This is a genomic window from Janibacter zhangyanbonis (assembly GCF_050507325.1).
Classification (GTDB): domain Bacteria; phylum Actinomycetota; class Actinomycetes; order Actinomycetales; family Dermatophilaceae; genus Janibacter.
Genome location: NZ_CP191481.1, coordinates 3,096,407 through 3,109,329, shown reverse-complemented (window position 1 = coordinate 3,109,329; position 12,923 = coordinate 3,096,407). Strand labels below are relative to the sequence as shown.

Sequence of the window (12,923 nt, the reverse complement as noted above, 5' to 3'; positions counted from 1 at the left end):
AGAGTTAGGGGCTGCCAAATCTGCAAGACCCTAGGGTTTTGCAGAGTTGGGGCGAAGGGGGAGGCAGGCCAGGGCGAGGGTCGCAGCCGCGGCGCCGAAGCCCAGCCCCATGGCGACGTCGGTGACGTAGTGGACGCCGAGCAGGATCCGGTCGGCGGCGGTGAGGATGACGGCGAGCAGCGCGAGCAGCGCTGTGCCCCAGCGGATCCAGGCCCGCTCGGCGGCCCGGGCGAGGGCGATGAGCAGCACCGCGCCGAGCGCGATGTTGGTCGCGTGCCCGCTCGGATAGCTGAAGCTGCCGACCTCGAGCACCGCCTGCGCCGGTCGTGGTCGCTCGACGATCTCCTTGGCCACCGCACCGAGCGCCCACCCGACGAGGCCGATCGCCATGACGACCACCCCGGCCCGGGCGGTGATCCGGCGCCGCAGCACGAGTGCGCCGGCGGCGATCGCCACGATCGGGTGCACCACCCACGGTCCGCTGAGGTCGGACCACACGCGCGCCGCCTCGGCCAGGCCGTCGTGGTCGGCGAGCAGGGCGACGGCCCGGGAGGCACTCCCTTCGTCCAGCTCGCGCAGCGCCGACGAGGGGATGATCACCCACTCGCCCAGCGCAGCGACGAGCAGCATGACGGCGACCATCACGGCCACCGCCACGACGACGCGAAGGGGGGACACGTGGCGGTCGGTCGGCATCCAGCGATTGTGCGGCATGCTGGATCCGCCATGTCCGATCTCGTCATCACCTCGCCGGCCAACCAGCGCCTCAAGGACCTCGTGACCCTGCGTCGCCGTCGCGCCCGCGAGACCACCGGGACCACCCTCGTCGAGGGGCTCGAGGAGACCACCCTCGCGCTCGACGCCGGTGTCCGCCCCTTCACGGTCTTCCACTGCCCCGAGCTCATGCTCGACCCCGACGTCGGGGCGGCGCTCGTCGAGCGCGCCCGCGGCCTCGGGGCCGAGGTCGTCGAGCTCGGGCGCACCGCCTTCGACAAGGTCGCCTACCGCGAGGGGCCCGACGGCATCCTCGCCAAGGTGCCCACCCCCGGGCTGGGCCTCGACGAGGTCGACCTGCCGGACGACGCCCTCGTCCTGCTGTGCGAAGGGGTGGAGAAGCCGGGCAACCTCGGCGCCATGCTGCGCACCGCCGACGCGGCGGGTGTCGCGCTCGTGCTCTCGGCCGACCCGGTGACCGACTGGGGCAACCCCAACGTCATCCGCTCGAGCAAGGGCACGGTCTTCTCGGTGCCGGTCGCGGCCGCGAGCACCGACGAGGCGTGGGCCTGGCTTGCCGAGCACGGGGTCGCGGTCGTCGCGACGACCCCCGACACCGACGTCGAGCACACCGACGCCGATCTCACCGGTGCCGTGGCCGTCGCGGTCGGCTCGGAGAAGTACGGCCTGACCGACGCCGCGCTCGCGCGGGCCCAGCACCGCGTACGGATCCCCATGGTGGGACAGGCGAACTCGCTCAACGTCGCCACCTCGGCGGCGATCGTCGTCTACGAGGCCGTGCGCCAGCGGCGGGCCGGCTGACGCGGCCCGGGCCGCCCCCCCTTCGGCACGCTCGTCGCACCCCCGTGCCACCCCGATTACGGGGCGGGCGCTGCCCTGTGCCACGATGCCTGCATGCGCGTTGACCACGTCTCCTATGCTGCAGACCAGTCCGGTGTCAAGGCCACGGCCGAGCGCCTCGGCGATGCCCTGGGCGTCACTCCCGTCGACGGGGGCATCCACCCGCGCTTCGGCACGCGCAACATGATCCTGCCGCTCGCCCACGAGCGCTACGTCGAGATCGTCGAGGTCCTCGACCACCCCAGCTCCGACAAGGCCCCCTTCGGCCAGGTCGTGCGCGCCCGCTCCGAGGCCGGCGGCGGCTGGATGGGCTGGGTCATCCGGGTCGACGACGAGATCGAGAAGGTCGAGGAGCGCCTCGACCGCAAGGCCGTCGACGGCAACCGTCGCCTCTCCGACGGTCGCGAGTTCCTCTGGAAGCAGATCGGCATCAAGGGCACCCTCGCCGACCCGCAGCTGCCCTTCTTCGTCAAGTGGGGCGAGGGCTCGCCGCACCCGTCGCAGGAGGCGTCGACCGACGTCACCATCGCCTCGCTCATGATCGCCGGCGACCCGGCCCGCGTCACCGACTGGCTCGGTGGGCGCACGCCGGAGGAGACCTCGTCGGTCATCACCTTCGACTTCGTCGCGCCGCACGGCACGCCCGGCCTGATGTCGGTCACCTTCAACACCCCGGGTGGCCCGGTCACCCTCTGACCGGCACCCCATGGCCTGGTCGGAGCGCGTCGGCGACTTCTTCGCCCTCGACGACGACTGGGTCCGCCCCGGCGGCACGATCAGTCGCGGGGACCTCCTCTTCACCCTCGCGGTCGTCGCGGCCTCGCTCTTCGTCCTCGAGCTGATGCGCGCGCTCGGCGGGCTCGTCGAGATCGACGCCCCGCGCTGGCAGCAGTGGCTCTACACCGCGGTCCCCGCGCTCTTCCTGCTCACCCGGCGACGCTTCCCGCTCGCCACCGTCATCGGCGGCTCCGTCGCCTACTGGGCGATCTCGACGCTCGAGCCGCTCATGGCGAGCCTGCTGTCGACGCAGATCGCCTACTTCCTCGTCGTCCTCGGTGGCGTCGCGTGGGCGAGGAACCGTCGCGCGATGGCCCTCGTCTACTCGGTGATCATCTTCGCGATGGGTCTCTGGCTCGTCTGGGGGATCGCCGTCGGCCAGGTCCTCAGCGACATGGTGGAGGCGAGCGACCCCGACGCGTGGGTCCCGGCGACCGTCGCCGCCCCGCTCATGCTCGGGGCCATCAACGTCCTGTACTTCGGCGGGGCCGTCCTCGGCGGGCAGGTCGCCTGGCGATCCGCACGGCAGCGGGCGCACCTCGAGCAGCAGACCGTCACGATCAGCGAGCAGACCGAGCAGCTGCGCGAGGCGGCCGTCATCGACGAACGCCTGCGCATCGCCCGCGAGCTGCACGACGTCGTCGCCCACCACGTCTCCGGGATCGGGGTGCAGGCGGCCGCGGCCCGTCGGGTCATGGACCGTGACCCCGAGGCGGCGAAGGGGGCGCTCGCCCGGATCGAGGGTGGCAGCCGCGATGCCGTCACGCAGATGCGTGGGCTCCTCGGTACGCTGCGGATGCGTGAGTCCCCGGCCGCCGCGGACGACCACGCGCCGGAGCCGACGCTCGGCGACATCGCCGAGATGGCGCAGGCCCGCAGCGGGTCGGGTCTGACCGTGGTCCACGAGGTCGTCGAGGCCCGCGATGGTGACGTCGACGCCGTGCCGGCATCGATCGGGCACTCCCTCTACCGCACCGCCCAGGAGGCGCTGACCAATGTCACGAAGCACTCGACCGCCCGCACCGCGCGCGTGACCGTGCGCGTCGACGGCGAGCACGCCGAGGTCGAGGTCACCGACGACGGCCGGCCGCTCCCGGGCACCTCCGGCACCGGCATGGGCCAGCTCGGTATCCGCGAGCGGGTCCAGTCGCACCACGGGAGCGTCGAGATCGGGCCGCGACCGCTGGGTGGCTATCGGGTCCGGGCGCGGATCCCCCTTCGCTCCGAGGGTGCGCGATGAGCTTGCCTCCGCCCGCAGGGGGCGGGACCGGCGGGCGGCTGCGGGTGCTGCTCGTCGACGACCAGCCGATCATCCGGTCGGGCTTCGCGATGATGCTCTCGGTCGAGGACGACCTCGAGGTCGTGGGCGAGGCGTCGGACGGTCGCCAGGCGGTCGAGATGGCGCGGGAGCAGCGGCCCGATGTCATCGTCATGGACGTGCAGATGCCGGTCATGGACGGCATCGCCGCAACCCGGGAGATCGTCGCCTCGGGGCTCGGGCGGGTCATCATCCTGACGACCTTCGACGCCGACAGCTACCTCTTCGACGCGCTCGAGGCCGGGGCGAGCGGGTTCCTGCTCAAGAACGCCGAGGCCGACCAGCTCGTCGACGCCCTGCGCGCCGTCGGGCACGGGCACGCGCTGCTCGCCCCCGAGGTGACCCAGCGGGTCATCGCGCAGATGACCGCGCCCGCCGCCGGCAGCGGGCCGGGCCGGCACGCCGACCTGCTCGGCCAGCTCACCGAGCGTGAGCTGGAGGTGCTGCGCCTGATCGGCGCCGGCCGGTCCAACTCCGAGATCGCCGCCGACCTCGTCATCGGCGCCGCGACGGTCAAGACGCACGTGTCGAGCATCTTCGCCAAGCTGCAGGTGCGGGATCGCGTCGGCGCGGTGATCCTCGCGCACGAGGCGGGCATCGCGGGCTGAGCGCTCCACCCGTGGGGGGAGACCCCCTTCGTCCCAAGATCATCCCCGTGGCTGATCTGCTGACGCGCCGTGCTCCCTAGCGTTGGGGGCATGGACAGGACACCGCAGACGATCACAGTGGAGGGGCTGACGCGACGGTTCGGTGACTTCACCGCCGTCGACCACGTCGACTTCACGGTGCCGCAGGGGCAGATGACCGGGTTCGTCGGGGGCAACGGCGCCGGCAAGACGACGACGATGCGCATGATCATGGGCGTCCTCACGATCTCCGAGGGGCGGGTCCTCTGGGGCGACCGGCCGATCACCGCCGCCGACCAGCGCACCATCGGCTACATGCCGGAGGAGCGCGGGCTCTACCCGAAGCAGAAGGTCGCCGACCAGCTGATCTACCTCGGCCAGCTGCGCGGCCTGAGCGCCCGGCGCTCGCGGGAGTCGGTCATGACCCTCCTCGAGCGCCTCGGCCTCGGCGAGCGCACCGACGACACCGTCGAGTCGCTCTCGCTCGGCAACCAGCAGCGGGTGCAGATCGCCGCCGCGCTGATGATCGAGCCGGCGGCGCTCATCCTCGACGAGCCCTTCTCCGGCCTCGACCCCGATGCCGTGGACTCGATGGCCGACCTGCTGCGCGAGCACACGGCGCGCGGCGTGCCGGTGCTCTTCTCCAGCCACCAGCTCGACCTCGTCGACCGGCTGTGCGACCAGCTCGTCATCCTCGCGAAGGGGACGGTGCGCGCCACCGGCACGCCCACCGAGCTGCGGGGCGGCGCCCCGCGACGGCACAAGCTCGTCGCGGTGCGCGACGCCGGCTGGGTGCGTGACGTCGCCGGGGTCACCGCGCTCGACGTGGACGGCCCGACGGCCATCCTCGACCTCTCGGCCGACGCCGAGGCCGAGGGCCAGCGGGTCCTCGGCGAGGTCCTCGCCGAGGGGCTGCGCCGCGGGGGCGTCACGGAGCTGACGCCGATCGTGCCGCCGCTGTCCGAGGTCTATCGGGAGGTGACGGCATGAGCACCGTGACGACCTCCCCTTCGCCCACCTCGACGGGGTCGGGCACCGAGTCCACCTCGACCCGCAGTGCCTGGGCCCTCGTCGCCCAGCGTGAGCTGTCGGTGCGGCTGCGGGACAAGACCTTCATCGGGTCGACCCTGCTGTCGCTCGTCATCCTCGTCGCGGTCTTCGGATTCCAGGCGTGGAATGCCAACAAGGAGGTCACCTACGACCTCGCCGTCACCACCCAGTCGCAGCAGATGGGGGAGTCGATCGTCGCGGCCGCTCCCGACATCGACGACAAGGTGACGATCACGCTCGTCGAGGTCGACGACGCGAAGGCCGCCAAGGCCGCCGTCATGGACGAGTCCGCCGACGCCTGGCTGCACCCCACCGACGACGGCTGGGAGCTCGTCGGCCGCTCGGAGGTCAGCTCTGGGCTGCGGGACATCTCCACCGAGACGGTGAGCAGCACCGTGCTCGCCGCCAATGCCGAGAAGGCCGGCACCGACGTCGCGACGCTCCAACAGGGGACCGCCGTCACGACCGACATCCTCGATGGTGACGCCGAGCAGCAGGGCATCGCCAAGGCGGTGGGCTTCGGCATGGCGATCCTCTTCTACATGTCCGCGGTGATCTTCGGGATGTACCTCGCGATGAGCGTCACCGAGGAGAAGCAGTCGCGCATCGTCGAGATCATCGCGACGTCGATCCCGCTGCGGCACCTGCTCTTCGGCAAGCTCATCGCGGCCGTCGTGCTCGCTGTGGCCCAGCTGCTGCTCTGCGCGGCCGTGGCGGTCGTCGGGGTGAGCTTCACCGACTGGGGTGACATGCTGCCGAGCTTCACGAGCGGGTTGGCGTGGTTCGTCGTCTTCTTCATCGCGGGCTTCACGATGATCGCCGCGCTCTACGCGGTGGCCGGCGCGCTCGCCTCGTGCCAGGAGGACATCCAGTCGACGTCGATGCCCGTGACGATGCTGCTGATGTTCATGTTCTTCGGCGCGATGTTTGCCACCGGCCGCGTCGTCGAGGTCCTCGCGTGGATCCCGCCCTTCTCGGCGGTCCTGCAGCCGATGCGCCTGGTGTCGGGCGAGTCGCAGTGGTGGCAGGCCCTGATCAGCCTGGGGATCCTCGCGGTGGTCACCGCCGGCGTCATCCTCGTCGCCGAGCGCATCTACCGCCGCGCCCTGATGCAGACGGGCGGCAAGCTCACCTACAAGGAGGCGTGGAACGCCGAGCTGTGAGCACCTGCCGTCGGCGCCGCAGCGCGGCGCCGGCGGCCCCGAACTCGATCGGCCGGGCACCCTGTCAGGGGTGGTGCCCGGCCGATCGTCTGCCCGCGGGCGGGCGGGCGGCATTGCGCGGGACCCCCGGGGGCGCGGGGGAGTGACGACGCCGTTGCTCCGTACTTCGGGCCGGGAGTGGTGGCCGGGTGACGGGGGTGGGGAGCCTCGGGACGGGCTACGCCGTTGCTCCGTACGGCGAGTCAGGGTTCGCGCGGCTCGTACTCTGGAGCAGCGGCGTACGGCCTGGCTGGGTCGCCACGCCCGCACCTCGTGGGCTGGCTCGTACTCTGGAGCAGCGGCGTATGGCCTGGCCCCGGCTGGGTGGCACTCCGGGCGTCGGGGCGGCTCACAGCACGGAGCAGCGGCGTATGGGACCGGCTGGTCCGCAGCCCGGCACCTCGTGGGCTGGCTCAGTCCGAGATCGAGCGGCGCAGGCGAAGGGAGTTGAGCACGACGAGGATCGAGCTCAGGGCCATGGCGGCGCCGGCGATCATCGGGTTGAGCAGCCCGGCCATCGCCAGCGGGATCGCCACGATGTTGTAGCCGAAGGCCCAGCCGAGGTTCTGCTTGATGGTCGCGAGCGTCTCTCGGGAGAGCTGCATGGCGCGGGGGACCGATTCGAGGTCGGCGTGCACGAGGACGATGTCGGCCGACTCCATCGCGACGTCGGTGCCGGTACCCATCGCCATGCCGAGGTCGGCCTTGACGATCGCGGCGGCGTCGTTGACCCCGTCGCCGACCATGGCCACGACCCGCCCCTGCTCCTGCAGGTCGGCGATGACGTCGTGCTTGTCCTGCGGCCGCACGTCCGCGACGACGTGCTCGGGCTCGATGCCGACCTGGGTCGCGATGGTCGTCGCGTTGTGCTCGTTGTCGCCGCTGAGCAGCCACACCTCGAGCCCCTCGGCCCGCAGCGCGCGGATCGCGTCGCCAGAGGTCTCGCGGATCTCGTCGGCCACCGTCAGCGCTCCGCGGGCGATGCCGTCCCAGCCGACGAAGACCGTCGTGCCGGGACGTTCGAGGGTCGCGAGCTCGGCCGGCACCTCGTCGAAGAGGTCGGCGCGCCCGACGGTGACCCGCGTGTCCTTGATCGTCGCCACGGCGCCCGACCCGGGCAGCGCCTCGAAGTCGCGGATCGCCGGGATCTTGATGCCCTTGTCCTGGGCCCGACGCACGATGGCCCGGGCGATCGGGTGCTCGCTGCCCGTCTCGACGGCCGCGGCAGCGGTCAGCACGGCCGCCGGGTGCAGCCCCGGCGCGGCGGCGAGGTCGGTGACCTGGGCGACGCCGGTCGTGATCGTGCCGGTCTTGTCGAGCACGAGGGTGTCGACGCTGCGCGTGTCCTCGAGCACCTGGGCGCCCTTGATGAGCACGCCGCGCTGCGCGCCGCGGCTCGTGCCGACGAGCAGCGCCATCGGCGTCGCGAGGCCGAGCGCGCAGGGGCAGGCGATGATCAAGACCGAGACGGCGACCCCGAGGGCGGTCGTCGCCGAGCCCGAGCCGATCCACCACCCGACGAAGGTGAGCAGCGCGAGCCCGAGGACGACCGGCACGAAGACCGAGGAGACCCGGTCCGCCAGCCGCTGGACGTCGGCCTTGCCCGTCTGGGCCTGCTCGACCAGCCGCACGATCTGCGCATAGGTCGTGTCCGCCCCGACGGCGGTCGCCTCGACGACGAGCCGCCCGGAGGTGTTGACCGTGCCGGCGTCGACGTGGTCGCCGGAGCGCACGTCGACCGGCACCGACTCGCCGGTGACGAGGGAGGTGTCGATGGAGCTCGACCCGTCGACGATGCGACCGTCGGTGGCGACCTTCTCACCCGGGCGCACGATGAAGTGGTCGCCCACCTGCAGCTCGTCGAGGGGCAGGATCACCTCGGTCGTCGCCCGGCTGCGGGAGTCGATCCGCTGGACGGCGACCCCCTTCGACCCGAGGTCCATGAGCTCGGTGAGGGCGGAGCGCCCCTCGTCGCGGCTGCGGGCCTCCAGCCAGCGCCCGATGAGCAGGAAGGCGGTGATGACCGCCGCGGTCTCGAAGTAGTAGTGCCCGTCGGTTCCGGCGCCCGTGAGGAGGGTGACCGTCGACCACACGTAGGCGGCGCTCACACCGAGGCTGACGAGGGTGTCCATCGTCGAGGCGAGCTGGCGCGCGTTGAGATATGCGGCCTTGTGGAAGGGCCAGGCCGCCCACGCGACGACCGGCGTGGCGAGCAGCCACTGGATCCACGGGTTGGCGGCGAAGTCCCAGGGACCCATCGCGAGCACGAGGACGACGAGGGCCAGTCCGCCGGCGACCACCGCGCGCCGCTTGAGGTCGTCGCGTTCGACCGGGGTGTGCGTCGGGGGAGTGAGGCGCGACTCGCGCTCGAGGACCGAGGCGCCGTAGCCGGAGGCCTCGACGGTCTTGATGAGCTCGTCCACCGGGACGTCGGCCGGGTGGGTCACGTTCGCCCGCTCGGTGGCGAGGTTGACCGTGGCCGTGACGCCGTCGATCTTGCCGAGGTTGCGCTCGATGCGGGCGCTGCACGACGCGCAGGTCATGCCGGTGATCGCCAGGTCGACGCTGCGGTCGGACGCCTCGGGCTCGGCGACGGGGTCGGACGCGGTGGTGGTGCTCATGCGGCTCATTGTCCCGGGTCGGGTCTGGAGGGTCAGGGAGGCGAAGGGGGCGCGTCGCCGCTCAGGAGCGGACGAGGCGGGCGATGGCGGCGCTGGCCTCGGCCACCTTCTCGGCTGCGGCCTCGTCGGACTCCTTCGCGGCGTCGACGACGCAGTGCCCGACGTGGTCCTCGAGCAGGCCCAGGCTCACGGCCTGCAGCGCCTTGGTCGCCGCCGAGACCTGGGTGAGGATGTCGATGCAGTAGGTGTCCTCCTCGACCATCCGCGAGATGCCGCGGATCTGCCCCTCGACGCGGCGCAGCCGCTTGAGGTAGTCGTCCTTGCTGCCGCTGTAGCCGGCCATGTGATCCTCCTGGGGGTCGTGCACTGGCCAACAGGATACCCCCCGGGGGGTATTCCGCCGAAGGCCCTCAGCCGATGAAGCGGAAGAGCGGGCTGCCCGGGTCGACCCGCTCGATCGTGAGTGGCGAGGTCTCCATGCGGGCGAGCAGCGGCAGCAGGTCGCGGGGGTGGCCGAGCTCGAGGCCGACGAGCGCTGGCCCCGTCTCGCGGTTGCTCCGCTTGACGTACTCGAAGTAGGCGATGTCGTCGTCCGGCCCGAGCACCTCGTCGAGGAAGCGCCGCAGCGCGCCCGGCTCCTGCGGGAAGTCGACGAGGAAGTAGTGCTTGCGGCCCTCGTGGATGAGCGCCCGCTCGACGATCTCGGCGTAGCGCGAGACGTCGTTGTTGCCGCCCGAGACGACGGCGACGACGGTCGACCCGGGCGTGATGTCGAGGTCGGCGAGGACCGTGGTCGCCATGGCACCGGCGGGCTCGGCGATGATCCCGTCGGTCTGGTACATCGCGAGCATCTCGACGCAGATGGCGCCCTCGGCGACCGACGTCAGCTCGGTGCCGGTGGAGTCCACGGCCGCGTGGGTCAGGTCGCCGACCCGCCGCACCGCCGCCCCGTCGACGAAGGGGGAGACCGTCTCGAGGTCGACCGGAGCCCCGGCGGCCAGGGCGGCGGCCATCGAGGCGGCGCCCTCGGGCTCGACCCCGACGAGGCGGGTCGAGGAGGAGTGGGCGGCCATCCACGTCGCCATGCCGCCGAGCAGCCCGCCACCGCCGACCGGCACGGTGACCAGGTCGGGAGTGCGGCCGAGCTGGTCGACGATCTCGGCGGCGACGGTGCCCTGACCGGCCATGGTGTCGAGCGCGTCGAAGGCGGGCACGACGACCGCACCGGACCGGGCGGCGCCAGCTGCCGCGGCGCTCGCCGCGTCGTCGTAGACCTCGCCGGTGACGATGACGTCGACCATGTCGCCACCGAGGGCCGCGACGCGGTCACGCTTCTGCCGAGGAGTGTTGCGCGGCAGGTAGATCCGCGCCTTGACGCCCAGGTGCTGCCCGGCGAAGGCAACGCCCTGCGCGTGGTTGCCCGCGGAGGCGGCGACGACTCCCTTCGCCCGCTGCTCGTCGCTGAGGTTGGCGATGAAGGTGAAGGCGCCCCGCAGCTTGTAGGACCGCACGGGCTGCAGGTCCTCGCGCTTGAGCCAGACCTCGGCGCCGGTCGCGGCGGAGAGGCGCTCGCTGCGGTGCAGCGGGGTGGGCGGCAGGACGTCGGCGAGCAGTGCTGCCGCCGCGTCGACGGCGGCAGCGGTGAGGAGCGGGGCGGTCACCCGTCCACCGTAGTCGCGACCGGCCGCCCTGCGTCGAGGTGTGTCAGAGCGAGCACAACAGGTCGTGGATGTGGTCCTTCGTGCCCTCTGGGCGGCACGAGATGCAGCAGGACGACCGGTTGTGCTCACCCGACTACAGCAGGTCGAACTCCCGCAGCTCGTCCTCGGTCATCAGGCGCGACCGGATGAGGAAGCGCACGCCCTCGGGTGCCTCGACCGAGAAGCCGGAACCGCGCCCCGGGACGACGTCGACCGTGAGGTGGGTGTGCTTCCAGTACTCGTACTGCGACACGCTCATCCAGAACTCGATCGGGGTGAAGCCCTCGCCGGTGAGCGTGCCGAGGTTGATGTCGGCCTCGCTGGTCAGGAAGTCCCCCGCCGGGTAGCACATCGGCGACGACCCGTCGCAGCAGCCGCCGCTCTGGTGAAACATCAGCGGGCCGTGGCGCTGCTCGAGCTTCGCGAGCAGCGCTCCTGCCTCGTCGGTGAGGTCGACGCGTGCACCCATGGCGGGGGACTCCCTTCGGTCCGGCTCGATCAGAAGAAGCCGAGCTTGTTCTGGTCGTAGCTGACGAGCAGGTTCTTCGTCTGCTGGTAGTGCTCGAGCATCATCTTGTGGTTCTCGCGCCCGATGCCCGACTGCTTGTAGCCGCCGAAGGCCGCGTGGGCCGGGTACTGGTGGTAGCAGTTGGTCCACACGCGACCGGCCTGGATCCCGCGCCCCATGGCGAAGGTCGTGTGTGCGCTGCGCGACCAGACACCGGCGCCGAGGCCGTAGAGGGTGTCGTTGGCGATCTGCAGCGCCTCGGCCTCGTCGGCGAAGGAGGTCAGCGAGACGACCGGTCCGAAGATCTCCTCCTGGAAGATCCGCATCGAGTTCTTGCCCTCGAAGACCGTCGGCGCGATGTAGTAGCCGCCGGACAGGTCGCCGCCGAGGTCGACCGACTCGCCACCGGTGAGCACCTTGGCGCCCTCCTCGCGGCCGATCGCCAGGTAGCTCTTGATCTTCTCGAACTGGTCGTTGCTCGCCTGGGCGCCCATCGTCGTCTCGGTGTCGAGCGGGTTGCCCTGCGTGATCGCCTCGACGCGCTTGACGGCGTCGCCGACGAACTGCTCGTACATGCCCTGCTGCACGAGCGCGCGGGAGGGGCAGGTGCAGATCTCGCCCTGGTTGAGGGCGAACATCGTGAAGCCCTCGAGCGCCTTGTCGTAGAAGGCGTCCTGCTCGGCCGCGACGTCGTCGAAGAAGACGTTGGGCGACTTGCCGCCGAGCTCGAGGGTGACGGGGATGATGTTCTGGCTGGCGTACTGCATGATCAGCCGGCCGGTCGTCGTCTCGCCGGTGAAGGCGATCTTGGCGATGCGGGGACTGGAGGCGAGCGGCTTGCCGGCCTCGACGCCGAAGCCGTTGACGACGTTGAGCACGCCCGGGGGCAGCAGGTCGGCGATGAGCTCGACGACCTTGAGGATCGACCACGGGGTCTGCTCGGCCGGCTTGAGGACGATGCAGTTGCCGGCGGCCAGTGCCGGGGCGATCTTCCACACGCCCATGAGGATCGGGAAGTTCCACGGGATGATCTGACCGACGACGCCGAGCGGCTCGTGGAAGTGGTACGCCATCGTGTTGTGGTCGATCTCCGAGATGCTGCCTTCCTGGGCACGGATCGCGCCGGCGAAGTAGCGGAAGTGGTCGACCGCGAGCGGGATGTCGGCGGCGAGCGTCTCGCGCACGGCCTTGCCGTTGTCCCAGGTCTCGATGACCGCGATGTCCTCGAGGTTGGCCTCGATGGTGTCGGCGATCTTGAGCAGGATGTTGGAGCGGTCGGTGGTCGAGGTGCGGCCCCACGCGTCCTTGGCGGCGTGCGCGGCGTCCAGCGCCTTGTCGATGTCCTCGGCGGTGCTACGGGCGACCCGGGTGAAGACCTGACCGGTCACCGGGGTGATGTTGTCGAAGTACTCGCCGTTCACCGGGGCGACCCACTCGCCACCGATGAAGTTGTCGTACTGCTCCTTGACCTCGATGGTCGAGTCCGAGCTGCCGGGCGGGCTGTAGACGGCCATGTCTGCCTCCTGGGGTCAATCGACGACGCACC

12 protein-coding genes are annotated in these 12,923 nt (G+C 71.3%); 6 read left to right on the top strand and 6 right to left on the bottom strand.

The window, feature by feature from the left end; translation table 11 throughout:
* Positions 1-30: 30 nt before the first annotated feature.
* A complete protein-coding gene (locus tag ACQBJO_RS15280) occupies positions 31-696 on the bottom strand; it encodes a phosphatase PAP2 family protein (protein WP_421008881.1) in 666 nt (221 codons plus the stop codon).
* A 30-nt stretch (positions 697-726) separates the two neighbouring features.
* Between ACQBJO_RS15280 and ACQBJO_RS15275 the strand changes: the two genes are divergently transcribed.
* From ACQBJO_RS15275 to ACQBJO_RS15250, 6 genes are all read left to right on the top strand, one after another.
* The gene (locus ACQBJO_RS15275) at positions 727-1,536 is read left to right on the top strand and encodes a TrmH family RNA methyltransferase (protein ID WP_255184537.1); all 810 of its coding nucleotides are present in this window, start codon (positions 727-729) and stop codon (positions 1,534-1,536) included.
* 93 nt (positions 1,537-1,629) lie between these two features.
* On the top strand, positions 1,630-2,271 hold the full coding sequence (locus tag ACQBJO_RS15270; protein WP_255184536.1) for a VOC family protein: 642 nt from the start codon (positions 1,630-1,632) through the stop codon (positions 2,269-2,271).
* A gap of 10 nt (positions 2,272-2,281) precedes the next feature.
* A complete protein-coding gene (locus tag ACQBJO_RS15265; protein WP_421008880.1) occupies positions 2,282-3,592 on the top strand; it encodes a sensor histidine kinase in 1,311 nt (436 codons plus the stop codon).
* Positions 3,589-4,278, top strand: coding sequence for a response regulator (locus tag ACQBJO_RS15260; RefSeq protein ID WP_421008879.1), 690 nt, complete (start codon positions 3,589-3,591; stop codon positions 4,276-4,278). Before ACQBJO_RS15265 ends, ACQBJO_RS15260 begins: the two co-directional genes overlap by 4 nt.
* A gap of 90 nt (positions 4,279-4,368) precedes the next feature.
* Complete coding sequence (locus ACQBJO_RS15255) at positions 4,369-5,286, top strand: ABC transporter ATP-binding protein (RefSeq protein ID WP_421008878.1); 918 nt, start codon at positions 4,369-4,371, stop codon at positions 5,284-5,286.
* Positions 5,283-6,509 (top strand): ABC transporter permease, encoded by a 1,227-nt coding sequence (locus ACQBJO_RS15250; protein ID WP_421008877.1) that lies wholly within the window; start codon positions 5,283-5,285, stop codon positions 6,507-6,509. Before ACQBJO_RS15255 ends, ACQBJO_RS15250 begins: the two co-directional genes overlap by 4 nt.
* A gap of 452 nt (positions 6,510-6,961) precedes the next feature.
* Here ACQBJO_RS15250 and ACQBJO_RS15245 read toward each other — a convergent pair whose 3' ends face one another.
* The 5 genes from ACQBJO_RS15245 to exaC all read right to left on the bottom strand — a co-directional run bounded on the left by ACQBJO_RS15245 (position 6,962) and on the right by exaC (position 12,891).
* Positions 6,962-9,169: a heavy metal translocating P-type ATPase gene (locus tag ACQBJO_RS15245; protein WP_421008876.1), complete on the bottom strand. Its 2,208-nt coding sequence runs from the start codon at positions 9,167-9,169 to the stop codon at positions 6,962-6,964.
* A gap of 61 nt (positions 9,170-9,230) precedes the next feature.
* Entirely contained in the window at positions 9,231-9,512 is a 282-nt protein-coding gene (locus ACQBJO_RS15240) for a metal-sensitive transcriptional regulator (protein ID WP_072625692.1), read from the bottom strand.
* A gap of 67 nt (positions 9,513-9,579) precedes the next feature.
* Positions 9,580-10,830 (bottom strand): threonine ammonia-lyase IlvA, encoded by a 1,251-nt coding sequence (gene ilvA / locus ACQBJO_RS15235; protein WP_421008875.1) that lies wholly within the window; start codon positions 10,828-10,830, stop codon positions 9,580-9,582.
* A 133-nt stretch (positions 10,831-10,963) separates the two neighbouring features.
* On the bottom strand, positions 10,964-11,338 hold the full coding sequence (locus ACQBJO_RS15230) for a DUF779 domain-containing protein (RefSeq protein ID WP_255184529.1): 375 nt from the start codon (positions 11,336-11,338) through the stop codon (positions 10,964-10,966).
* 29 nt (positions 11,339-11,367) lie between these two features.
* Positions 11,368-12,891: an acetaldehyde dehydrogenase ExaC gene (gene exaC, locus ACQBJO_RS15225; protein ID WP_255184528.1), complete on the bottom strand. Its 1,524-nt coding sequence runs from the start codon at positions 12,889-12,891 to the stop codon at positions 11,368-11,370.
* Between the last annotated feature and the right edge of the window lie 32 nt (positions 12,892-12,923).